The sequence below is a fragment of the Paenibacillus algorifonticola genome, from assembly GCF_050481745.1.
GTDB classification, from domain to species: Bacteria; Bacillota; Bacilli; order Paenibacillales; family Paenibacillaceae; genus Pristimantibacillus; species Pristimantibacillus algorifonticola_A.
In genome coordinates, this window is the sequence record NZ_JBCNGR010000007.1 from 56,833 (window position 1) to 81,229 (window position 24,397).

23 protein-coding genes are annotated in these 24,397 nt (G+C 49.3%); 2 read left to right on the plus strand and 21 right to left on the minus strand.

All coding sequences use genetic code 11. From position 1 onward, the window contains the following. Positions 1-76: 76 nt before the first annotated feature. The gene (locus ABEW34_RS06870) at positions 77-679 is read right to left on the minus strand and encodes an anti-sigma factor family protein (RefSeq protein ID WP_430156340.1); all 603 of its coding nucleotides are present in this window, start codon (positions 677-679) and stop codon (positions 77-79) included. Then, positions 676-1,272 carry an RNA polymerase sigma factor gene (locus ABEW34_RS06875; RefSeq protein ID WP_046232059.1) on the minus strand — a complete coding sequence of 199 codons (597 nt, stop codon included), beginning with the start codon at positions 1,270-1,272 and terminating at the stop codon, positions 676-678. The genes ABEW34_RS06870 and ABEW34_RS06875 overlap by 4 nt, the downstream gene beginning before the upstream one ends. Positions 1,273-1,761: 489 nt before the next feature. Here ABEW34_RS06875 and ABEW34_RS06880 point away from each other — a divergent pair, with 489 nt between their 5' ends. Continuing rightward, a complete protein-coding gene (locus ABEW34_RS06880; protein WP_430156342.1) occupies positions 1,762-2,970 on the plus strand; it encodes an MFS transporter in 1,209 nt (402 codons plus the stop codon). A gap of 564 nt (positions 2,971-3,534) precedes the next feature. Next, positions 3,535-4,044 (plus strand): collagen-like protein, encoded by a 510-nt coding sequence (locus ABEW34_RS06885; protein ID WP_430156344.1) that lies wholly within the window; start codon positions 3,535-3,537, stop codon positions 4,042-4,044. Between the two features lie 379 nt (positions 4,045-4,423). On the opposite strand, the gene ABEW34_RS06890 is transcribed toward ABEW34_RS06885, so the two are convergent. The 19 genes from ABEW34_RS06890 to ABEW34_RS06980 all read right to left on the minus strand — a co-directional run bounded on the left by ABEW34_RS06890 (position 4,424) and on the right by ABEW34_RS06980 (position 24,392). Further along, positions 4,424-5,518: a prephenate dehydrogenase gene (locus tag ABEW34_RS06890; RefSeq protein ID WP_430156346.1), complete on the minus strand. Its 1,095-nt coding sequence runs from the start codon at positions 5,516-5,518 to the stop codon at positions 4,424-4,426. 4 nt (positions 5,519-5,522) lie between these two features. Continuing rightward, a complete protein-coding gene (hisC, locus tag ABEW34_RS06895; protein WP_430156349.1) occupies positions 5,523-6,620 on the minus strand; it encodes a histidinol-phosphate transaminase in 1,098 nt (365 codons plus the stop codon). Positions 6,621-6,760: 140 nt separating this feature from the next. Continuing rightward, positions 6,761-7,522, minus strand: coding sequence for an ABC transporter ATP-binding protein (locus ABEW34_RS06900; protein WP_430156350.1), 762 nt, complete (start codon positions 7,520-7,522; stop codon positions 6,761-6,763). 10 nt (positions 7,523-7,532) lie between these two features. After that, a complete protein-coding gene (locus ABEW34_RS06905) occupies positions 7,533-9,884 on the minus strand; it encodes an FtsX-like permease family protein (RefSeq protein WP_430156352.1) in 2,352 nt (783 codons plus the stop codon). Further along, a complete protein-coding gene (locus ABEW34_RS06910) occupies positions 9,844-11,148 on the minus strand; it encodes an MFS transporter (protein ID WP_430156354.1) in 1,305 nt (434 codons plus the stop codon). The genes ABEW34_RS06905 and ABEW34_RS06910 overlap by 41 nt, the downstream gene beginning before the upstream one ends. 177 nt (positions 11,149-11,325) lie before the next feature. Continuing rightward, positions 11,326-11,961, minus strand: a complete 636-nt coding sequence (locus ABEW34_RS06915) for a TetR/AcrR family transcriptional regulator (RefSeq protein WP_430156356.1) — start codon at positions 11,959-11,961, stop codon at positions 11,326-11,328. Positions 11,962-12,330: 369 nt separating this feature from the next. Next, positions 12,331-13,137: a tryptophan synthase subunit alpha gene (gene trpA, locus ABEW34_RS06920; protein WP_430156358.1), complete on the minus strand. Its 807-nt coding sequence runs from the start codon at positions 13,135-13,137 to the stop codon at positions 12,331-12,333. After that, the gene (gene trpB / locus ABEW34_RS06925; protein ID WP_430156360.1) at positions 13,124-14,329 is read right to left on the minus strand and encodes a tryptophan synthase subunit beta; all 1,206 of its coding nucleotides are present in this window, start codon (positions 14,327-14,329) and stop codon (positions 13,124-13,126) included. The genes trpA and trpB overlap by 14 nt, the downstream gene beginning before the upstream one ends. Further along, positions 14,326-15,054, minus strand: a complete 729-nt coding sequence (locus ABEW34_RS06930) for a phosphoribosylanthranilate isomerase (RefSeq protein WP_430156362.1) — start codon at positions 15,052-15,054, stop codon at positions 14,326-14,328. Before ABEW34_RS06930 ends, trpB begins: the two co-directional genes overlap by 4 nt. Next, the gene (trpC, locus tag ABEW34_RS06935) at positions 15,054-15,848 is read right to left on the minus strand and encodes an indole-3-glycerol phosphate synthase TrpC (RefSeq protein ID WP_430156364.1); all 795 of its coding nucleotides are present in this window, start codon (positions 15,846-15,848) and stop codon (positions 15,054-15,056) included. Before trpC ends, ABEW34_RS06930 begins: the two co-directional genes overlap by 1 nt. Then, the gene (trpD, locus tag ABEW34_RS06940; protein WP_430156366.1) at positions 15,835-16,890 is read right to left on the minus strand and encodes an anthranilate phosphoribosyltransferase; all 1,056 of its coding nucleotides are present in this window, start codon (positions 16,888-16,890) and stop codon (positions 15,835-15,837) included. Before trpD ends, trpC begins: the two co-directional genes overlap by 14 nt. Further along, complete coding sequence (trpE, locus tag ABEW34_RS06945; protein ID WP_430156368.1) at positions 16,887-18,479, minus strand: anthranilate synthase component I; 1,593 nt, start codon at positions 18,477-18,479, stop codon at positions 16,887-16,889. The genes trpD and trpE overlap by 4 nt, the downstream gene beginning before the upstream one ends. A 407-nt stretch (positions 18,480-18,886) precedes the next feature. Further along, complete coding sequence (gene aroH / locus ABEW34_RS06950) at positions 18,887-19,255, minus strand: chorismate mutase (RefSeq protein ID WP_099519937.1); 369 nt, start codon at positions 19,253-19,255, stop codon at positions 18,887-18,889. 1 nt (position 19,256) lies between these two features. After that, positions 19,257-20,354 (minus strand): 3-dehydroquinate synthase, encoded by a 1,098-nt coding sequence (gene aroB / locus ABEW34_RS06955; protein ID WP_430156371.1) that lies wholly within the window; start codon positions 20,352-20,354, stop codon positions 19,257-19,259. A gap of 3 nt (positions 20,355-20,357) precedes the next feature. Further along, complete coding sequence (aroC, locus tag ABEW34_RS06960; RefSeq protein WP_430156374.1) at positions 20,358-21,527, minus strand: chorismate synthase; 1,170 nt, start codon at positions 21,525-21,527, stop codon at positions 20,358-20,360. Between the two features lie 365 nt (positions 21,528-21,892). Continuing rightward, on the minus strand, positions 21,893-22,060 hold the full coding sequence (locus ABEW34_RS06965; protein ID WP_430156377.1) for a hypothetical protein: 168 nt from the start codon (positions 22,058-22,060) through the stop codon (positions 21,893-21,895). A 67-nt stretch (positions 22,061-22,127) separates the two neighbouring features. Beyond that, positions 22,128-22,913, minus strand: a complete 786-nt coding sequence (locus ABEW34_RS06970) for a CheR family methyltransferase (RefSeq protein WP_430156380.1) — start codon at positions 22,911-22,913, stop codon at positions 22,128-22,130. Between the two features lie 33 nt (positions 22,914-22,946). After that, the gene (ndk, locus tag ABEW34_RS06975) at positions 22,947-23,390 is read right to left on the minus strand and encodes a nucleoside-diphosphate kinase (protein WP_430156383.1); all 444 of its coding nucleotides are present in this window, start codon (positions 23,388-23,390) and stop codon (positions 22,947-22,949) included. Between the two features lie 27 nt (positions 23,391-23,417). Further along, complete coding sequence (locus tag ABEW34_RS06980; RefSeq protein ID WP_430156386.1) at positions 23,418-24,392, minus strand: polyprenyl synthetase family protein; 975 nt, start codon at positions 24,390-24,392, stop codon at positions 23,418-23,420. Positions 24,393-24,397: the final 5 nt, after the last annotated feature.

Consider the following 24,397-nt stretch of genomic DNA (forward strand, 5'->3'; position numbering starts at 1 on the left):
AGCCTCCCCAGCTTAGTTGCAATCTATTACCGCAACGTAACGCAAAACAAGGACTCCTGTCAAGGAGCCCTTCGCGTTAGCTGCGTGTTCTTGATAACCAATTCAGCATAAGCAGCGTCATGACCATGCCAAGCAGCGATAGCGCTACCCAATACTGTGGAAAAGCCGGAACGACCTTAAGCACGAAAGGATCGCTGATGCTCGCAACTGGCACCTCATATTCAGCGCTAATGACTAGCCCGCTGCCCGAAGCATTAGCTGTGTCCATAAAACCAGTTAGCTGGGCTAATTGATCCGGACTTGTACTCGTTTCGTTGCCCACGACGAAAAATACGAGCGCACAAACGAACATCGCCATGCAGCCTGCCACAATAAGGGCTACATTGCGACGAAAGGAAGGAGAAAACTGATAGCTTTTGTGTGTAACCGGCATTAGCCAGGATTCCTCTGCATAAATGCGATCCATGACTCCGCGCGTCACATGATCCATTGGCGGCAATTGTACAGAATCATCCTCAGCAATACAACGAATCAGCTCCTCGCTCTCTTCCCACAAACGGAGCTGCTCCATGCAATGCTCACAATCAAGCAGATGGGCCTCCATCTCCTGCCGCTGCGGATCTTCCTCCGGCAGCTCCCAGCAAATATGGAGTTTGTGTTGAACGTCTTCGCATTTCATCGCGTTTTCATCCCTTCATATTCTTCCACTCCGAGAGCTTCGCCAAAATAAGGCTCCAATTGCACCTTCACACTGGCTCTGGCTCTGAATAACAAGGATTTCACAGAACTGACCGTCTGCCCTAAAATGCTGGCAATCTCCTGATAGTCCATCTGGTCATATTCTCTAAGGATAAGTGCGGACCGTTGTTTTTCAGGCAAATTATTAATCGCTTCGCGAACCATCGCCATTCGCTCATTGCGAAGCACGAGCTGCTCCGGACCTGCATCAGGGGCCGTTACGGGCACAATTCCCGATTCATCTAGAGACAAATTCGCAGCTTTCTGCTTGCGCAGCTCGCTAAGCACGGTATTGCGGGCAATCGTATAAAGCCACGTGGAAAAAGAAGCATCCACCTCACGAAACGAGTGCAGGCTACGATAGGCTTTATAAAACGTTTCCGAGCATAAATCCTCTGCCAGTAGCTCAAGCTTCGCGCTTTTGAGCATATGAAAAATAAAAGATAATATTTTGCGCTGATAACGGCTCATTAGCTCTGAATAAAGCTCAATGTTGCCATCTTTAATTTCCCTTATTAATTGGGAATCAGTCATGACAGGCGAACCTCCCCACCTGCGAATTCATCTTCCCGGCCCTGTTATCATTAAATTGTACCAAGCCGGAAGCAAAAAGTTGCGGTATGTATAATAAAAAATATGAATCGCTAGTCTATCAACATAAATTCGCGCCGCATAATCAAAATCCTGCTTTATTCGACAAAAGGATAAATGAGGAATTTTTTAGAAAAAGGTGCTTGCTATTGATAAATCCCCCTCCGTTTGCCCTATAGAACAAAATAAAAGTGGTTAAGCAGGCAACTAATCCTGCTCAGCCACTATCCCGTTTGCCTATCCTGCTCTTCCTCCTTCAGGTAATGCTCAAAGGGCAAAAATCACGTATAACGACAGCAACTCAAGGTTATGATATTTATGTTTCACCGCCCGTAAGCCCTTAATATAAAAAGTTCCACTTATCAAGCTTAAATACAGGGTGGCGTTATTGCTCTAGTATTAATATTAAATTTAGTGAATTGAGGAATATAAATGAATGAGAAAAAAAAATGGGATTTATCGGCTCTCGCGACTATCCCGCTTATTATGACGCTTGCGAATTCCATGCTAATTCCTATCCTTCCTCTTATTCAAAAAAAATTGCATATCTCTTCTCTTCAATCCAGTCTCATTATTACAGTTTACGCTGCGATATCCATCTTATGTATCCCTTTCGCCGGTTATCTTTCCGATCGCTTCGGAAGAAAACGAATTATTGTCATCGGGCTGTGTATTGCGGCTGTCGGTGGTTTAATCTCAGGTTTAGCAGCATGGTTATTGCATGATCATGTTTACGCATTCATTTTAGCAGGCAGACTCATTCAAGGAATCGGTGCCGCTGGCGCATTCCCGATCGTTATGCCATTGGTTGGCGATATGTATAATAGTGAGGAAGAAGTTAGCAATGGACTTGGCATTATTGAAACCTCTAATACTTTAGGCAAGGTTTTAAGTCCCATTCTAGGTTCTGCATTGGCGCTAATCATTTGGTTTCTACCTTTGGCTGTCATTCCCGTCATTTCAACCGTCTCCATTTTAGCCGTTATTTTTCTCGTTAAAGCACCCAAACAGCAAAATAAAGCAAAGCTCAATTTTAGAAATTTTCTTGCTTCCCTTAAAGGCATATTCTCCGAAAATGGGAAGTGGCTATATGTCATATTTGCGCTCGGCGGAAGTGCCATGTTTATGATGTTCGGTTTTCTTTATTATTTATCATCCGTCCTTGAGGAGAACTATCATATAGAAGGTATTTGGAAAGGTGCGCTGCTGGCAATCCCGCTCAGCGCTATTTGCATCGCTTCTTTCGCCTCGGGGAAATGGATTGGAAAAAATAAAGTGAAAATGAAATGGTTTACCGTGGTCGGATTTGTACTTCTCGCCTCAGCAATGCTAATTTGTGCATTAGCTAATACAAAAAGCTTATTTTTCCTAATCTCTCTCATGTTTATTAGCGGATTAGGCATTGGTCTTGTTCTGCCCAGCTTAGATGCGTTAATTACGGAAGGAATAGACAAAAAACAACGTGGGACTATCACTTCTTTTTATAGCAGCACAAGGTTTATAGGCGTTGCCTGTGGACCATTAGTCGCTTCCATGCTTATACGACATATCGAATGGTTGTTTTATATTTTTGTAGCTATTGCTGGCGCGTGCTGCTTAATTGCTTTGTTTTTTATAAAACCGAGTCAAATTAAAATATAGAAAAATGGAATCTATTGCTCTCTAAATGATCCTTTAATAGGGCTGTTAGCACGGCCTCCATTATTAACCCCTTGACAATCCGTTCTATTATAATATAGGCTTTCATCTGTCATTATTCGCCCTTCTTGCACAAAGATAGATAGGAGTCTAGTAAACCTTGGGTTGTTACCCTTCCAAATTTCCACCTCCTACGTATGATAACTCAAATCTTAGGAGGTGTATTCATTGAGCTGTACCATGAACAAGAACAAGAAACGTTGTCATAAAAAAGTTATTACGGTATGTAAACCTAAAAGAAAAAAGAATGTAATTATACAGAAAAAAGTTGTTAAAGTAACCTGCCCTGCCCCTAAAGTTAAAGTTAATGTTACTCCTACACCGGGCCCACAGGGACCGCAAGGGGCGGCTGGAGCTACAGGGCTGACAGGACCTCAAGGACCGGCCGGAGCTACAGGGCCTCAAGGACCAATTGGAGCTACAGGACTTCAAGGACCAGCTGGAGCTACTGGACTAACAGGACCTCAAGGACCTCAAGGACCTCAAGGACCTCAAGGAGCTCAAGGCGTGCAAGGGGCCACTGGATTAACAGGGCAAACAGGGCCTCAAGGGCCAGCTGGCGGCATCTCTTCCTTCGCCTTCCTATGCAGCACAGAAGCACAAAATGTAGCAGCAGCACCGGTACCAGGCGGGCAAGGAGGAGCAGTAACCTTTAACGATATGGTGATTAGCGCAACTGCGCTTACGTTCTCACCACCAAGCGATATTATCATAAACGAAAATGGATTTTACAATATCAGCTGGGAAGTATTCCCAACAGCTGGAGACTCTGCATTTGGTCTTTTCTTCGACCCGGACGGAGCAGGCCCTACTGTCGCAACACTTGTGCCATGCAGCAACTACGGTTCTGGAGCAGGCAACAATCCTTACCAAGGTCAAGTCGTTGTTCAATTGACCGCTGGCGGCGTATTGACTTTGAATCGTATTGATAACATGGGCAATCAAGTATTGCAAAACGCTATTGGCGGCGGCACGCCAACCGTGAGTGCCTCTATTGTCATTGAAAAACTAGCCTAATCTAGTCTATTCTTCGGGGCTGACCAGAAGTCATTAGTAATGACTTCTGGTCAGCCCTTTTTTACATAGAACTAGAACTATCTCTATATAAATACACGTTAAGCATCTTTCGTAAAACAACAAAAAAAGACCGCCATATAGGCGGTCCATGTTCATTTACAGAACATAAGTTTTGGATAGGAGTGGAGAGAAACCATACTGTACTTTTATTATATGTATACGCTTCCAATATGTCAATAAGCGTTTTCATTTTTTTGAAATATATTTTGTAAGCGCTTATATCCCTATCAGCTAATTTCGCTTGTTCGTCAGACGCATGGTTTTTAATTAAGAAAGGCCCGCGTTAGCTCAAAAGCTTCTGCGGGCCAAATTGCTATATTTACTGATGGACCGCAAAGCCGGCATCCGCGAGCACAAGCTGAGCCTCATCCAAATCCTCCTGAGTACGGAAGGACAGCCTGAGAATGCCTGGAACGTCCTCTCTGCTCTCAATAATATGGATATTGCTCAAATTGATGCGCTTCTTGCCGAGGTCGCTGGCGATTTTACCAATAATGCCGGGATGATCGGGTACGTCTACATAACAATCATAAATCGAATGCAGCATACCCTTGCGGCGCTCAGGCAGCTTGCGGCGGAATTCGCCCGCTGTACGGAACGCTTCCTCTATGCCTTCTCCATCTTCCCGCTCCAGCAGGTCCGCGAATGTTGCGATTTCTGCATTCCAATCTTTCAGCAGCTTAAGCAGCACGCCTTTGTTATTAACCAAAATGTCGCGCCAAACGACCGGGTCGCCTGAGGCGATACGGGTAATATCGCGGAAGCCCCCCGCTGCAAGCGAAGCATACAACTGATCCTGCTCATTGTAGCCGCGGATCTGGTTGACCAGCGCAACTGCAATCATATGCGGCAGATGGCTGATCGCGCCCACGATTTCATCATGCGACTTAGCGTCCACACTGACAATGTGCGCTTTCGTCAGCGCAAGCAGTTGGGTGAGCTTGTCCAGTTGTCCCTGCGGCGTCGACGCGTCGGGCGTGAGGACGTAAAAAGCATTTTCGAACAAATGGGTCGAGGCCGCTTCAACGCCGGAGCGCTCCGAACCAGCCATCGGATGCCCGCCGATAAACGACACGCCCGGCTGGCTCTCCAGCCTGCGTCCGCACAGCGCCACGGAAGCTTTCGTGCTGCCGACATCCGTCACAATACAGCCCGGCTTCAGCGGAAGCAGGCTCAGCTCATCTACATACTCCTCCAGCTTGCCTACAGGCACGCAGAGGAATATAAAGTCAGCGTCAACAGCTGCCTCCCGAACAGACGTCGTTGCTGAATCGACAACGCCACGATTGACATATTTCTCTGCGGAGGACGCCCGGTTTGAATAGCCGACAACCGTTACGTCCGGCTTGCCCTTAAAACAAAGGGCAAGCGATCCGCCAATTAATCCTACGCCAAAAATCGCTATTTTCACCATAACCTTATGACTGCACCGCCACTTCCTGCAAAACCTGCTCCAAAGCAGCTATAAACTGCTTATTTTGCTGCTTCGTGCCTACGCTGACCCGAATATAGGTCGGGTAATACGTCCAGCGGGAACGAATAATAAAGCCTTTGCGCAGCAGCGCATCAAATACTTCCGGGGAAGGACGTTTTACATCGACCATAATAAAATTGCCATGCGCCGGGTAATAAACAAGGCCAAGCCGGTCAAACTGCTCAGCAAAATAAGCGATGCCCGCTGCATTTTGCTGCACAACATGCTGAATAAAAGCTTGATCGGATACGGCCGCTTTCGCCGCTGCCTGTGCGATTCTCGATGTATTAAACGGCTCTCGCACCTGATTAATAAAGCGAAGCACGTCCGCATCGCCAACGCCATAGCCAATGCGCAGCGCAGCCAAGCCATACACCTTCGAGAATGTGCGGAGTACGATCAGGTTCCGGTAGCTGCTCAGCAGTTCAATGCCGTTCGGAAAAGCAGGATCTGTTACTAGCTCGCAATACGCCTCATCCAGAACAACAAGCACATGGCTTGGAACCTCCTGTAAAAAGGAAGTCAGCTCATCCTTCGTCACAATCGTGCCGGTCGGATTGTTCGGGTTGCAAATCCAGATGATTTTCGTGCGCTCTGTTACTTTTGCCAGCATAGCAGGAAGATCATGCTTACCCTCCTTCAGCGGCACCTCAATGATGCGAGCGTTCTCAATTTCGGCGTTATGCTTATACTGCGGGAAGGTCTCATCCGCCATAATTGTTTCGTCGCCGGCAACAAGAAACGCGCGAGCCAGCATTAAAATAATTTCACTGGAGCCTGTGCCGAAAATCAGCTGCTCCGGCTTTACGTTAAGATGGTTTGCAAGTGCTGCTGCAAGCTCAATGCTGGCGCCATCAGGATAAATATTCGTTTGGTTTATTTCTTCCAACATTGCCGCTTTAGCCTGCTCGGAACAACCATGTGGATTTTCATTGGAAGCCAGCTTCGTAACTTCAGTTAGCCCAAGCTCTCTCTTCACATCTTCAACCGGCTTGCCAGGCTGATAGACAGGGAGATGTAAAATATTGTTTTTTGGCTGCATGCTGCCGATCACCTCTTCTTAATATATCAACACATTAATTGATATATAAATATCAATTGCATAAAGCCTATTGTCTCACATCTTGTCCCGCTTTAAAAGATGTTCTATTGCAATTGATTGCGCCTGTCCAAAGAAAAAATCTAAAATCCCATCTCGGCAAGCCATGATGACAGTTTGGCCTCCCGCTCCTTCAATTCGGCTTGTCCGAGCCCACCGAGCCGCCGTTCGCCAACGATGCATCCGTCCAGCATAAATAGCACTCGCTGTGTTTTGGCAGCTACCCTCGCATCATGGGTTACCAGCATAATCGTCGTCCCTGCAGCGTTCATTTCCGCTAAAATATCCATGACCTCATCACTCGCCTTGGAATTAAGCGCCCCCGTCGGCTCATCGCCAAACACCAATTGCGGCTGGTTGATGAGCGCCCGGCAAATGGCCGCCCGCTGGAGCTGTCCTCCAGATACTTGCGACTTGTCCGCATGAGCCAGCTGCGCAATGCCTGTCCGCTTCATCAGCTCGCTGGCACGCCTGTTGATAGCAGCGCGGCTCTCTTCTTTCGCGATATAAGCGGGTAAAATAATATTATCGAGCAGACTGAGATTTTTCAAAAAACCGCTCTGCTGAAAAATAAATCCCATTTTCCTCAAGCGAAGCTGCGCCAGCCGCTCTTCCGGCAGATTGCCGATTTCTTCCCCTTGTATGGCGACGCTGCCTGACGTCATTTTATCCATCCCGCTGATGATTTGCAGCAGGGTCGACTTGCCGCAGCCAGAAGGCCCCATTATGGACACGAACTCGCCTGCCCGCAATTCCAAATTCACATTTTTCAGCACAGGCTGTACGTTATTTTTACCTAAGGAGTAGCTTTTGCTAACCTTTTTCGCCTCTAACACATTTGTCATCACGATGCCCTCATTTCGAAAATGATTTTGCTGCGCCAGCGCCTTTGCCAGCTCCCATTACGGCTAAACTGCTGAATAACGTCGTTATGATTACGACAACGATAAGTGCCAGCGGAATCCATATGTAGGCCATAAGCGGATTTATGACAAACGCGACGCGGGCTGCGCCCATAAAGGACATTAGCACGCTGACTGCACTCTGCCCAAGGGTTCCTGCTGCTGCGGTGCCTAACACCATTCCCGCCAGTAATACGACCAGCGAGCGGATGATGTATTGCAATCTGATCTGTTTCAAGGAAAATCCAATGCTTCTCATAATGACGATGTCGGAAGCGTCTTTCACGATTAGCATGTTGAAAAATAAAGCGGTAATCAGCAGCGCGATCACGAGAGCTGCTGTCGAGGTGAGCGCTGTTATTTTTTGCAGCTGGCTTATGGTGGAGCTTAACGTCTGGGACAGGTAATCTTCCATAAACGTCACCTTTGCCGGATGAAAGGCCGCTGCGTATTCCGCTGTTTTTTCGCCAATTGGCACACCCGGCTTTACATTCAGGCTGACCATGTACCAGAGAACAGATTGTGCTTCGTAAGGCAGCAGCGCCTTCGCCGTCTTGCCGCCATTGGTCACATCCTGATAAATGCCCGAAAGCTTCAGCTCTCGTTCTTTCCCGGCTACGAGGAGCGTTAGCGTGTCGCCGAGCTGCTTGCCGCGCTCCTTCGCATGGAGATAAGAAAGCGCAATTTCATCATTTTGAGCAGGCGCAGCCCCGCTTAAATAGGCTAGCGGGAACAGCGAAAAATCGCCCGTTTGCACGCTCACATTTTCATAGACGCCATCCTCGCTGCGCAGCTTAAAAGAGCTCGTTACGAGCGGCGAATACATTTCCACATCGCTGTCGTTTTGTATATAGGCGAGCATATCTTTGTACCGCTGCGCTGCGTCGCTTGTCTGCCGCATATCGATTTGAATATCACTCCTCCCGGCTCCCATATAAGTTATAAAATCGGGCGATTTCATCGTATTCAAAAAATTCGCCGGCACAATGATAAGGAAAAAACAAAGCGTAAACACGAGGCCCAGCAAGCCGAATGTTCTAATCCGGACGAATACATCCTGTAAGGCAACAAATAGATGGATAGGGATAACCCGGCTGCGATGGAGCTTCAACAGCCCTGACATCCGTCCTATGGTCGAAGTGCTGCCTGAACGCAAAGCTTCAACGGCCGATATTCGCTTAAATCTCCGCAAAACGAAGCGGCAGAACAGCATCACTAGCAGAAAAATACAGACCGCTCCCAGCAAGGGGACGATATAGCTAAGCGCATTTTTTTCAGCTGTGCCCATATATAGGCTCCGATTCGCTATGAAAGCCCGCTCTGTAAATAGGGACAGCACATACCCTGCCATACTCCCCAGCAAAGCGATCATCCGATATTTCATTAAATAAAGCCGGCGGATATGCTCTCCAGCCATCCCAATCGCCTTCATGACGCCAATCTCATAAAAATCCTCCTCCATCGCAGCAAGCATCGTGAACCGCAGGCAAAGAAAGGCGATCGCAATCAGCAGCAAGCTGGCTAAAAGAATAACAACAGCCGCAACGCCATCGGTCAGCGCATTCAATAGCCGAAATTGGGCGGATGTAATCGCGGGCCCTTGGTGGGGAAGTCCAGATGAGAGATAAAGCTGTTCAAATTCGCTAGTTCGCTCCCCATCATACAGCAGAAATTCGATCAAATATTCTTTTTCGGCAAAATAGTCCTTAAGCGTCTCCCAATCCGAATCGCTCACAACGATACGCTTCGAGCTGACAATGGACGGATTCATCTGGGCATCCCTAACAAAATCCGCTATCGTAAAAGTCATGCTAAAGGAACCTTTGGTAATCCGCATCGTATCCCCGATTTCCAGTCCCTGCTGCTGTTTAAAATAAATCGGCACCGCTATTTCGCCTGGAAGCACAACCAGCCTGTTATTGTTCAAATCAAGTAAAAAATCAAACACTTTGTTTTGCTTTACAAGGCTCATTTCCATGACGCTGCCTGCCTCTGACTCACCGCTCGTGCCAAAATAAACATGAGCCGGCTCCATAGAAATCATCTCGACCGTTTGCTGCTCCTTCACTAGCTTACTGCCGTTTGCAAAAGCATCCATTTCCCGCTGGTCGATTTCCCCGGCATGCATTTGGACAAAATGAGGGACAGCCGCTTTCTCAAACCAGTCATCCACCGAACGGAATAGCTCCAGCAGCATACTTGCACTGCTTGACACGAGCAGCGAGGAAATCATAATAAATATAAATAAAATAGCGGTAATCCATTTATTCTTTGCGATATCTTTTCTCCACATCGTTCCTAGCATCTTGCTCTTCCTCCCCTTTTTGATTTTGATAAAACCTCTTTGTCAGCCAAGCGGTTAAGAGCAGGGCTGCGAACATAAGCAGGGCAGGAATATACACCTGTAAGCTGAACATTTCAAACAGCTCGCCGTATACGATTTGCCCAACAGGAGCCGCTATTTGGGCAACCGCCATAATAATGGCCATCACCTTGCCAAGCAGCTCATTAGGGGTCTGCTTTTGCACCCGGGTCAGCACAAAAATTGAAATCATCGTCAATGCCATCGCGATGGGAACAATGCTTGCCATAAACAGCATATAAGCGGGATAATAGCCGAGCCCCAGCATCCATGGCGTCAGCGATAATGACATTGGCAGCAGCCATGCGGCTATGACGAGCAGCCACCGGTATAAGGTGCTCATTTGCATTTTTCTCGCGAAAAAGCCAATCGTCAGTGCCCCCAGTATCGTGCTGCATTCCACAATGCCCATGCCAACTCCGTAAAGCGTATCGCTGCTTTGCATCGTAACCCGCAAAATAATCGGCCCGCCCACAACAAAAAACGGCGTTAAAATAAAATTGAGCAGCGCCGCTAATACCATCGCTTTCAAGATCGGTCGCCGCTGGACTACATAGGCCATCCCTGCTTTCATATCGGCTGCAAGCATTGCAACAATATTTCCCTTCTGCTCGCGTTTCACAAACGGGATTTTAATAAATAGCTGCATGAGAGCTGACAGCAAAAAAGCGATACCGCTTCCGATCATTAATGTATGCAGGCCAAGAACACCATACAAAATGCCCCCAAGCACCGGGGCAGCCATTTGGGCCAGAGCGCCGATGCCATTCACCATTCCATTGGCCTGCTCCAGCTGGCTCTCCTGCACCAGCTGCGGGATACTCGCCTGTACAGCAGGCTGGTACATCGCGCTGATCAGCGAAAGCAGCACCATTACAATACCAATAACAACAACGGGCGCGTCGCCTGCTGCTAACAGGAGTATAAAGCCCAGAACGACGAAGCCGCCTCCAAAATCGTATAGAACGAATAAATTACGGCGGTTGAAACGGTCAGCGATGGCCCCGCCAATGGGCGACAGCAGCAGCGGAATGCTGGACATCGCATAAAGAGTCCCATAAATATCTGCTCGCCCTGTAAGGTCTAGCGCATACAGCGACAGCCCAAAGCGCAGCAGCGCGCTGCCCAGAATGGAAATCATTTGCCCTAAAATAAGCAGCTTAAAGCTTCGCGTGAACGGTACCCTTTTTACGTTATTTTGTATCATTTTCCAGCTCCCCTTTTGAAAAATAAATTAGTCCCCCTTATGGACTGACCGTCAGTCTATAAAGTTCAAAAAAATAAGCCAGCATCCAAGCGTATCCCGTCATTTGACGGCTTCGGAATACTGGGCACGCTAACGGCTCTACTTGCAAAATGAAGTCGGATGCTGCAATAAATCAGGTCATTCCCCGTTCGTCAGCATTTCATATATAAAATCAAAGCTGCCTTTTTTCGCGCCAAGCGTCGTTTCCATCACATGAATAAAAGCTTTCGCCTTCTGGATGATCTCCGCTGGCTGCCATTCGAATAAACCTTCATCGAATAGAAAAGTGGAGGATACGATTAGAAATTCCACCGTCTCCTTCGGAAATTCGGTTTGAAAAATATGCTCCTCTATGCCTTGCTCTATGACTTCTGTTAACACTGGCGTCAAGTGATTGATCGTCTGCACGAGGCTTTTCTGATGCATTTCTGCATTGCCGACCTGATGGAATTGCTCCAGCAGCTGCTCCTTACGGTCACCATGCTTAGGCTTCTGAGCCATCAAAATTTGAAATAATTTGACCAAGGTCGGCAGCTCCGGGCTAGAGGCTATCTCCTTTGCAGCGGCAACATCCGCTGCGACGATCCGCATAATGATCGCATCCATAACTTCCTCTTTGGATTTAAAGTAATAATAAAACGTCCCCTTCGCAATGCCAATCTCCTGAAGGATGTCATTGATCGTCGTTTTATTGTAGCCCTTCGTATAAAAAAGCATTTCTGCTGTATCTAAAATTTCATTTTTGCGTTCTTCAGGGTCTTTCAGTATACGCATTGTCCGCTTAGTCGCTCCCTTCTATAGACCGTCGGTCGGTCTATGTGTAGTATATGCCATTTTTGGAGCATGATCAATCTTATTTTTGAGATGACACAAGCGTAAACGGCTTTCGCCGTCCTCTGGCGGCAAAGCTTCCGTTTCGAGGGTGGAATATAAGCCGATTATAAGAGTGAAACTTATAATTTCTTATATTTTAAGAAAAACGCCTGGCGGCGTCCTTTCTATTAGACGCCAACGTTTTGGCGAAACGTATAGAGAAAGGATGAGAACATTCATATCCTTTCCTTATTTAAGAAAAGAGGCACAGAATACGCTCGTATTCTGCACCTCTTAAACTATGCCTCCCGATAAGAGGTTAAGTATGCCCTAGCCCTTCAGCGCGGCTACAAACTCGCCGATCTGCTTCAAGCCTGCTGCGCGAGTGCTATCCTCTTCGAGCAGCGGAATGGATTCTTCTATTTTGCGGACGATCGCGCTGCCAACAACAACGCCATCGCATTGCTTGGAGAAACGCTCTACTTGCTCGCGGCTCGAAATGCCAAAGCCAACTGCAATCGGCAGATCGGTCGCTTCCCGCACGGTAGCGAGGAAATCGTCGATCCCACTGTGGAATTCAGCCCGCACGCCCGTTACGCCCAGCGAGGAGACGCAATACACGAAGCCTTTAGCTTTTTGCGAAATACGTACGACGCGATCCTTGGAGGTCGGAGCTACGAGCGGAATGAGATGAATGCCTGCCGCTTCCGCTAGCTGGCGAACCTCGGCATCCTCTTCGATCGGCAGGTCGGGAATGATTAGACCGCTGATTTCTTTATTTTTGACCAGCTCCATAAAGGCTTCCAGACCGAACTGGAGCACCGGATTAAAATAAGTAAACAAAATGAATGGCAGCTTCACGCCAGCTTCACGTGCCTGTGCCGCCGCTTCAATGCAGTCGCGCAGCGTAATGCTGCTTCTCAAAGCACGCTCGGATGCCCGTTGAATAACTGGACCATCGGCGAGCGGATCAGAATAAGGAACGCCCAGCTCAATTAGATCAGCGCCGGATTCCTCCAGCTGCTTAATAATCGCCAGCGACGTTTTCAGGTCAGGATCGCCCACTGTTAAAAAAGGAATCAGCGCGGTACGCTTCTCCTCACGTAGCTTTGCAAATACCGTATCAATGAGATTCATCGACTGCGCCTCCCAGCTTGCTCATAATCGTCTCTACATCTTTATCGCCGCGTCCCGACAGGCTGACAACGATAATTTTATCCTTAGCAAGCGTTGGAGCCAGCTTGACTGTCTGGGCAATCGCATGTGCCGACTCAAGCGCCGGAATGATGCCTTCTGTCCGCGACAGCAACTGCAAGGCATCCATCGCCTCGTCATCGGTAATCGGGAAATATTCCGCACGGCCCGAATCCTTCAAATAGGAATGCTCAGGGCCAATGCCCGGATAGTCGAGACCAGCCGAAATCGAATGCGCAGGCAGCACTTGTCCGTTATCATCCTGCAGCACATAGCTCAGCGAGCCTTGGAATACGCCATGACGGCCTTTCGTCATGGTAGCCGCATGCTCCTCTGTCTCTACTCCACGTCCAGCTGCTTCTACGCCAATCAAACGCACATTCGCATCTTCAATGAACGGGTAAAAAATACCGATCGCATTGCTGCCGCCGCCAACCGCTGCTACTACATAATCCGGCAGACGTCCTTCTTCTGCCACAATTTGCTTGCGCGATTCGTCGCCGATAATCCGCTGAAAATCGCGGACGATCATCGGATATGGATGCGGTCCTGTCGCCGAACCCAAAATATAATACGTATCGTCTACATGGCTAACCCAGTAGCGAAGCGTTTCATTACAGGCATCCTTAAGCGTGCGCGTTCCCGAAAGAACCGGCACGACTTCCGCTCCAAGCAGCTGCATGCGGAAAACGTTGAGCTGCTGGCGCTTCATATCTTCCTCGCCCATAAATACTTTGCATTCCAGTCCAAGCAAAGCTGCAATCGTCGCCGAAGCAACGCCGTGCTGGCCAGCGCCGGTTTCAGCAATAATTTTCGTTTTGCCCATGCGTTTCGCCAGGATGCCCTGACCGATTGTATTATTGATCTTGTGGGCGCCCGTATGGTTCAAATCCTCGCGCTTCAAATAAATTTTAGCGCCGCCAAGCTGCTCGCTCAGGCGATCCGCATAATAGAGCGATGTAGGTCTTCCCGAATATTTATGCAGCAAATTGCGGATTTCCTCTTGAAATGATTCATCCTTGGAATGGCGGTTGTACGCTTCCTCCAGCTCAAGCAGTGCGTTCATCAACGTCTCGGGAACATAACGGCCGCCAAACTTGCCGAAACGACCATTTTCATCCGGTACTCGGTTCATCGTTGCATCACCTTTCTGACGAATAATCTAATTTTATCGATATCCTTTACGCCGTCCGTCTCTACTCCGCTGGACACATCAAGGCCACTCGGAGCATACGAAGCTAACAATTCCTGCACGTTGTCCGGGTTTAGGCCGCCCGCTACATAAAGCGGCACCTTCAACTGCGCTTCCGCAGCCTTGTAGTCCTCTATAACCTGCCAATTAAACGCTTTGCCCGTGCCGCCCCCCGCTGTGTCGATTAATACAGCATCGACTTTGCCAGCATAAGGAGCAAGGCGGGCAGCGGCCTCATCCGCACTAGCACTCGTATTAGCGCCCGAGCCCCTGTCTGTAACTTTCTCAGACTGAACCGCCGCTTCATCGCGTATAGAAAATACCTTCCACACCTTCACTGCCAATTGCTCACGTACCATTTGGCAAAAAGCAGGCGTTTCGCTGCCATGCAGCTGCACCACATCAAGCGGAGCAATAGCCAGCGTCTCGCTCAGCTCCGCAAGCGCAGGATTGACGAATACGCCGACGGTTTGCGGGCGCTGTCCGTCTGCCGCCTTCAAGCCGTGTACAGCCGCAATCAGCTCTGCTGCTTGCGCAGGAAGCACTTGACGCTTGCTAGCCGCAAATATAAATCCAATGTCATGGAACGGCAGCCCATCCATTTGCTGAATCGTCGCCGCAGTCTTCAGGCCGCAAATTTTGATCCGGGGAGTCGTCTGCGCTTTCACTAGCGGCTCACCGGACCCATCAAATCAATAATAGCCTGGCCAGCATCGGCTTGACGCATGAAATGCTCGCCAATAAGAACGCCCTGTGCTCCAATGCCTTGCAAATAATCCATATCTGCCGGACCAGCAATGCCGCTCTCGCTAATAACGGTCACACCTTGCGGCATCAAGCTGATCAGCTGCTCCGTTGTACGCAGATCGGTGACAAAGCTTTTCAAATCGCGATTGTTGACTCCGATAAGCGTCGCTTTATTCAACTCAAGCACCGCCTCCAGCTCCTCGCGGTTATGCACCTCGACCAGCACATCCATACCGAGGGAAACGGCCGTATCATACAGCTCAGACATCTGCTGCTTCGTCAATATCGCCGCAATGAGCAAAATCGCATCCGCACCAATGACTCTCGCCTCATACACCTGGCGGTAATCAATAATAAAGTCCTTGCGAAGCAGCGGAATGCTGACCGTATCCTTCACTAGCGTCAAATACTCATTTGCCCCTTGAAAATACTGCCTGTCTGTCAGCACGGAAATACAATCCGCGCCAGCCTGCTCATACGCAGCAGCCAGCTCCGCCGGATGAAATTCCGGGCGAATCAGCCCCTTAGAAGGTGAAGCTTTTTTCACCTCAGCAATGAGTCCAACCGTGCGCTTGCGGCCCGCAGTCAATGCACGCTCAAAGCCGCGGCACGGAGCAAGCTCGGCAATCGTCCGCTCATATTCCGCTAATTGGAAGGTCGCGGATAATGCTTCAACCTCTTCGCGTTTCGTTACTACGATTTTATCCAAAAACATGGGTCAGCTCTCCTGTCGTTTGAATCAGACCCAGCAGCTTTTGCTCGGCCAATCCGGAATCAATCATATCCGCCGCGATTTTAACGCCATCTGTCAAGCTCGCAGCAGCTCCCCCTACATAAATGCAGGCCCCTGCATTCGCAAGCACGATATCGCGATAGGCGCCGCGCTGTTCACCGCTGAATATGCCGCGAATAATCGCCGCATTAGCCGCAGGATCGCCGCCCAGCACCTCGCTTATCGGATAGCGGGTCAAACCTAGCTCCTCCGGCGTAATTTCATACGTGCGAACCTCGCCGCTTCGAAGCTCCGACACTCTAGTCGGCGCCGAGATGCTAATTTCGTCAAGCCCGTCGTTGCTGCTGACGACCATCGCACGCTTGACGCCAAGCTCTGCCAGCACGGATGCGACGGTGTCCGTTTTCTTATAATCATACAAGCCGATTAGCTGGCGATCAGCACCAGCAGGATTCGTCAGCGGGCCTAGCATATTAAAAATCGTGCGGATGCCCAGCTCTTTACGCGGAACAGAAGCATGGCGAAGCGATGGATGGTACAGCTGCGCGAACATGAAGCAGATGCCAACCTGCTTTAGACATTCCTCCGCCTGCTCAGGCGTGAGCGTAATTTGCACGCCCAGCGCCTCCAGCACATCAGCGCTGCCTGCTTTGCCGGACATTGCGCGGTTGCCATGCTTAGCTACGCGAATGCCGGCTGCCGCCGCAATAATCGCCGAGGACGTCGATATATTGAATTTATGAATGCCGGAGCCGCCTGTGCCGCACGTATCGAGCAGTCCCTCCTGCTCGGTCTGCACATGGCTCGAATGAGCCCGCATCGCCTGGGCAAAGCCTGTAATTTCGTCCTTCGTCTCGCCTTTCATGCGCAGCGCGGTCACGACGCCTGCAATTTGAACTGGCGTCGCTTCCCCACTCATAATAATATCCATGACGGAGCGGGCTTCTTCCCGTGACAAATGCTCGCCGCCGATTAATTTGGTTAACGCGCTTTGCATTGTAATCGGTGTTAGGCTGTTTGTCATTGTACGAAACCCTCCCCTGCTTTAATGTAATAATCGCTATTGATGGCATTGAAGCTCTGGCCCAGAGCATCTCCAGGCTTGCCGAACAGCTGCTCAGCGGCCCGAATGGCCGTCAGCAGCGCTTTCGCTTTATTCACCGTTTCGGTATATTCGCTTTCCGGAACGGAATCCCAGACGATGCCTGCCCCGCTCTGCACGTAGGCTTTGCCATTTTTGAAAATGATCGTCCGAATCGTGATGCAGGTGTCGAGCGTGCCGCCGAAGCCTAAATAACCAATCGCTCCCGCGTAAGCGCCGCGAGCTTCATTTTCAAGCTCCGCAATAATTTCCATCGCCCGCAGCTTCGGTGCGCCAGATACGGTCCCGGCAGGGAGACAGGAGAGGAATGCATCGTAAAAATCCTTGTCCTCCCGCAGCTTGCCCGTCACATTCGAGACGATATGCATGACGTGGGAATAACGCTCGATTTCCATGAAGGAATCGCATTTCACCGAGCCGAACTCGGATACACGGCCGATGTCGTTGCGACCTAAGTCAACGAGCATCAGATGCTCCGCGCGCTCCTTCTCGTCTGCCAGCAAATCCTGCTCCAGCGCAAGATCCTCCTCCGGCGTTTTGCCGCGAGGGCGCGTTCCGGCGATTGGGCGGGTTTCCACCTTGCTGCCATCTACTTTAACGAGCGCCTCCGGCGATGTGCCGACGATAACCTCTTCCCCCATTTTCAAATAATACATGTATGGTGAAGGGTTCATCGTGCGAAGTACGCGGTACACATGCAGCGGATCAACATCCGTCTCAATGCTGAAGCGCTGGGACAGCACCACCTGGAAAATATCGCCGGCGCGAATATACTCCTTCGCTTTGTCGACATTGGCGATGAACTGCTCCTTCGTCAAATTGGACTGCACATCGCCAACCTCGGGCATAGTCGGCACGCCAGCACCGATTGGCACCGGAATTTTCACCTGCTGCTGCAGGCGCTCGACCGTCGCTTCGATTTTGGCAACTGCTGCGTTGTATGCCTCCTCGACGCCGTAGGACTGAACGATGCCCGTCTGCGTCGTCTCCTTCGGCACATGCACATTGCCGATAATTTGCAGCTGCTGCTTGAAGTGGTCGAAGACGATGACTTGATCGCAGAACATAAACTGCAAATCATTCATTTCCAAATCATCAATACGGTGGGGTGGGAGCTTCTCATAATATTGCAGCAAATCATAGCCGAAAAACCCGATAGCCCCGCCCGTAAACGGCGGAAGATGGGACATCGCCGGACTGCGATAGTAACGAAGATGATCCTTCAGCAAGCTTAGCGGCTTATCATCGAAGCTGATTTTTTCACCATTTTTCTCAAAAATCATTTCGCCGTTTTTGCCGTACAGCATCATAAACGGATCGGTTCCAATGAACGAATAACGCGCCCATTTCACGCCGCCCTCTACACTTTCAAGCAGAAATGCATGCTTTTCCTTGGCAAAATGCTGAAACAGCCGAATCGGCGTCTCCGTATCCGCCATCATATAACGAACGATCGGAATGAGATTGTATTCCTCAGAGAGCTTGACCACTTGCTGTAATTCACTATTCATCGTTACGTCCCCCTTCTCGGTATGTGTAGACACATTCAAAATAAAAAGCCCCTGCCAAGGCAGGGGCGTTGATTTAAGATGAGGACAAAAAAGTAAAGGCTAGCCAACAAATAAACCTATAGCAGCATCATGCACAAATGTACGCAATGTAAAACAGCTGTCGCCATCTGATAAGATGGATAGGCTCTTCTCATGACGAAATAGAATATGATTATAAGCGCTAAGCTTATACATCATCTACCTTTCATCATCACGTACTCTGCTCTATAGTCTTTATATTCGTAACTTGGCTATGCTCGTCTCTGCTCTGCTCATCTAATTTCAACTAAAACCTGCTCACTTGCCACTCAACTAGTCTTATTTACTTCATCCAATATACAACATCTTGTGCCTGATCGTCAATTAGATTAGGATTGCGTTAAATCTGGACGAAGCACTTGGGCTCCTCCCAAGTACACATGTTTAATCTCGGCTTGCGTTTTGTCCGTATTTACGGTAACCATCAGCCTAATGCAGCGGGCAAGGCTTCCCTTGACTGGCACCTCCAGCGCGCACATGAGTGGAACAAGCTCCCAACCGCTCATTTGGCGAATAGCCACGGCCGGAAAAGCATCGTCCAAATCATTCGTCACCGTAATAAATACGCTGCAAATATCGTCAGGCTGAACGTCATTGTCTGCGACAATGGCATGCAGCATTTCAAGTGTTGCTTTTAAAATAGGCTCTTTCTCGTTTGTATCAACGGTAATTGCCCCGCGAATTCCCCTAACGCTCATATTACTCGGCCTCCTGTTTCAATTCCTCCACGATTTCCCGAACCCATGACGCCGGAACATCCTTCTTGATTTCCACTTCGCCGATCGCCGTCGGCACTACGAAAATCATCGTGCTTTCGCTGAACTTTTTGTCATGCATCATCGCTTCCATAATCGCGTCCACGTCAAAGTGCGCCGGCAGCTTCACCGGAAGCCCGCATTTAGCAAGCACTCGCTTCGTTGTTGTATAGACGTCCTCAGGCGCTCCATAACGCAGTCCAAGCTTGGCCGAGCCAATCATGCCTATCGAAATCGCCTCGCCATGAAGCAGCTCCCCATAGCCAGCTACAGCCTCCAGCGCATGTCCAATCGTATGGCCCAGATTCAAAATCGCACGCAGGTCATTTTCGCGCTCATCCTTGGATACGACAGCCGCTTTTACACTGCAGCCCTTGTACAAGGCATAGCCGAGTGCTTCTGGATCAAGCGCCAGCAGACGCTCTGAGTTTTCATCGCACCACTGCACGAAAGCGTCGTCCCAGATGAAGCCGTGTTTGACCACTTCTGACAAACCTGCACGAACGTCGCGCGGCGGCAGCGTCTGAAGCGTGTTCAAATCATATAGCACCATTTCCGGTTGGTGGAAAGCGCCGATAATATTTTTCGCCAGTGGGTGGTTGACTGCCACTTTGCCGCCAACACTGCTGTCATGCGCCAAAATCGTCGTCGGAATTTGAATAAACTTCACGCCGCGCATATAAGACGCTGCTACGAATCCAGCTAAATCGCCAACTACGCCGCCGCCAAGAGCTACGATCGCTGACTTGCGATCAAGCCCTGCCTTAAGCGCATGCGTAACCAAATCTTCCAGCATCGCCAAAGACTTCGAGCTTTCACCTGACGGTACGATTGCCGTAGACGGCTGGAAGCCCGCTGTACTTAGCGCGTTTGCAAGCGGCTCCAAATAATGGGGGGCCACCTTGTCATCTGAGATGATAAGCAGCGGCGATTTTTTACTAATGCCATGCTTTTCGAAAAAAGAGGGAGCCTCCTGCAGGAGACCCTCCCCAATATAGATCGGATAAGAGCGTTCGCCTAAATCAACCGTTAGCTCTCTCATCCCTTAGTACCTGCCTATTTGCTCAAGGTATTGATTCAGGTTCGAGCGGATTTCCTCAATGGAGTCGCCGCCGAACTTCTCCAAGAATGCTTTCGCTACTTCAAAAGCCACAACATGCTCCATAACTACGCTCGCCGCCGGAACTGCACAGCTGTCGGAGCGTTCGACTTGCGCAGTGAACGGCTCCTTTGTGTCAATGTCCACGCTGCGAAGCGGCTTGTAAAGCGTTGGAATCGGCTTCATAACGCCGCGGACGACGATCTGCTCGCCATTGGTCATACCGCCCTCGAATCCACCCAGACGGTTCGTCGCTCTCGTATAACCTTCCTGTGCGGTGTACAAAATCTCGTCATGCACCTGCGAGCCGCGCAGCTTCGCCGCTTCAAAGCCAATGCCGATTTCACAGCCTTTGAAGGCATTAATCGAAACGACAGCGCCCGCGATGCGTGCATCCAGCTTGCGATCCCATTGCACATGGCTTCCAAGTCCAATTGGCACGCCTTCAATAATGCATTCGACTACGCCGCCGATGGAATCGCCTTCGGCTTTAATTTGGTCAATGTACGCGGTCATTTTTTCTTCCGTTTCTTTATCAACGACGCGTACAGGCGATTCTTCCGTAATGCGAATAAGCTCATCGAGCGGCAATTGGTTTGCCGGCGCTTCAATCTCGCCAATGCGGATAACCTGTCCACCCACTTTAATGCCGAATTCAGCAAGAAGCTGGCGTGCAACCGCGCCTACCGCTACGCGTGCTGCTGTCTCGCGGGCACTGGAGCGCTCCAGTACGTTGCGAAGATCCTTCAAATTATATTTCAAACCGCCGTTCAAATCCGCATGTCCAGGACGCGGACGGTGTACCCGGCGCTTCTCTTCATCTCCGCCTTCAATCGGGGCGATGTTCATTACGCTCGTCCAATGCTTCCAGTCATTGTTCTCAACGATTAGCGCTACAGGAGCGCCAGTCGTCCGACCATGACGAACGCCGCCGACAATGTTCGCTGTATCCTTCTCAATTTGCATGCGACGGCCGCGGCCATGGCCCTTCTGGCGACGGTGAAGCTGAAAATTAACTTCCTCAAAATCAATCGTTAAATTGCTAGGAAGACCCTCAATAATGGCGGTCAATTGGGGACCATGTGTTTCCCCCGCTGTCAAATAACGTAAACTCAACCTAAAGCTCCTCCTTCAACGCAAACAACCTAATATGGCCTCGTGCGCTGCAAGCGTGCGCACTTTGCCGATTATTAGGCGCATGCTATCATCAGCTACCCTAAACATCTTTGCTCATTATAGTACAGCCTTGCGGGTTTGACAAGAAATGCGCACCGCCAATCCGCGGTCAAACGCCTTTTTTATCTCAAGCGCAAACGGCTGTCGCTTTCCTTTGGCGGCAAAGCTACGTTTCGTGATGAAATATAGAGAAAGGATCGAAAAATCATATCCCTTCCAATATGTCAAAAAAAAAGCAGGATCAGTAGCCTGATATGGCACCTGATCCTGCTCTTTTTCAAACGATGACCTTCTATGGGCTTTCCTTAGCTATTCACTGTACGCTTGCTCTGCGAATCCGCATAGTCGGAAGCCAGCTGCTGGGATTTCATTAATCCAGACAATTGCCCGCTGTCCAGTCCCAAAATCTGCGCGCACTCCTGAATCGATATAAAACCAAGCTTATAGGCTTGAATCACTTTGCGTTTATCCATCTTTCGTTCCGCCTCCAAATGGTGCTTTACTACCACTAGTATAGGAGAACAAGGATGACGATATACATTAATTGCTCGTTTTTCTATAAAAGAACGTATCCGCCGTGTCAAAGCCATACTGGGCTGGCGAAAAAATCTGCTCCGTGCTGCCGACGAACAAAATGCCGCCCGGCTTCAAAGCCTTAGCAAACTTGTGGTACAAAATGCGCTTCGCATCCTCGGTAAAATAAATCATAACATTGCGGCAAACAATAAGGTCGAATCCGCTGTCAAACGTATCATGCAGCATATTTTGCTGCTTGAACTGAATCGATTTTTTTAAATCGTTTGAGACGGCAAAGGCTCCATGATCTGGAGCAAAATATTTCTGACGGAACGCTGGCGGCACATCCTTAAGCGAACGCTCTAAATAAATGCCCTCCTGCGCCTTCTGCAGCACGATATTATCAAGATCCGTCGCCAAAATCGACGATTTGCCAATCGCACCAATTTCCGTCAAAATCATCGCCAGCGTATAAGGCTCCTCGCCCGTCGAACACGCTGCGCTCCAAATTTTCAGGCGGCTGCTGGTTTGCAGCATTTCCGGAAAAAACTGATTTTTCAGCACTTCCCACCGGTTCGGGTTACGCCAAAACTCCGAGACGTTAATCGTCATCCGGTCGAGAAATTCATTCATCAAAGTACGGTCATTCTCTAGCTTTCTCCAGTATTCATCGAATGTCTGGAATCCGTGCTTCATGCGCAGCGTCGTGAGCCTGCGTTTCATTTGCGCTTCCTTATATTGCGATAAATCAATGTTGGTCTTATCTCTCATCTTCTGGATAAACGTTGCAAAATCCCGATCGTCCGTCATTATGCCTTCAGCCTCCGTTTGTATTGCAGCTGGCTAAACCCAGCGCTGCATCGTTTGTTCGTATTCCACAAGCTGTTCAGGAGTGAAGAAAATGGAAATTTCCCGTACGGCATTTTCGGGAGAATCGGAGCCATGAATCAAATTATAATTCGTATGTACAGCAAAATCAGAGCGAATGGTGCCTGGAAGCGCATCGACTGCATTCGTCTTGCCAATTAACGCGCGGGTTAGCGCAATGACGTTATCGCCTTGCCACACCATCGCAAACACGGGGCCAGACGTAATAAATGCCAGAAGCGGCTCATAAAAAGGCTTGCCTTCATGCTCCTCATAATGCTTTTGTGCCAGGTCGCTACTTACGGTCATAAACTTGGCTGCAACCAATTGAAGCCCTTTACGCTCAAAGCGCGACATAATTTCTCCAATGAGGCCACGTTGAACACCGTCAGGCTTAATCATTAAAAAAGTTCTTTCCACTAGTAGCAGCTCCTTTTCGCATCTTTATTAATAATTGCGTTTGCCGACAAAATGTGCGATATCGGATAAGTTCTTCTTCGCCGGAAGAGATGGCAATTCCTTCAAAGCAGCTAGAGCTTTCTCGACATACTTTGCTGCGAGCTGCTCAGCGACATGAATGCCCTTGCTATTTTTGATCAAATCGATTGCTTCTCGCGTATCCACATTGCCATTATGCTCGCGAATACGGGCGATTTCCACAAGCAGCCGCTCGCGGGTCGCCTCATCCTGCAAAGCCAAAATAACGGGCAATGTAATGTTGCCCTGTCTAATGTCAGAGCCTGGCGGCTTGCCGATCTGCTTCTCGGTTCCGAACAAATCAAGCAAATCATCGCGGATTTGAAACGCCATTCCCACATTGTAGCCATATTCATATAGCCGGTTTGCTGTCTCTCTGTCCCCATCGGCTGCAATCGCTCCAAGCTGGCAGCTTACTGCAATGAGCAAGGCGGTTTTGCGCCTGATGCGCAGCAAATAATGGCGGATAGTTTGTTCCGTATTGAAAAAATAACGGATTTGCTCCATTTCGCCAATGCTCATTTGCACAATCGCCTTGGACAGCACCTGATGAATTTGCGGGTTGCCAAGCTCCGTGGCGATAACGAGCGCTCTTCCGAAAATATAATCTCCGGTATACATCGCAACCCGATTATCCCATTTAGCCTTGACCGTTGGCTGGCCACGTCTGGTAGCTGCATCATCAATCACATCGTCATGGACAAGCGAGGCCATATGGATCAGTTCAAGAGGCACGGCGATTTTTTTCATGACCTCCAGATTGTAGCGCCCAAACTTGCCGGCAAGCAGCACAAAAACAGGACGCAGCCTTTTGCCGCCTGCCTTGAGCAGATGAAGGGATGCCTCGCTCAGCAGCTTATGCTCGAAAGTGACGCTGCGTTCAAGCTCCTTCTCTATTTGCGTTATATCGCCTTTTAATTTTGCGTACATATCTAATAGTTTCATTCTTT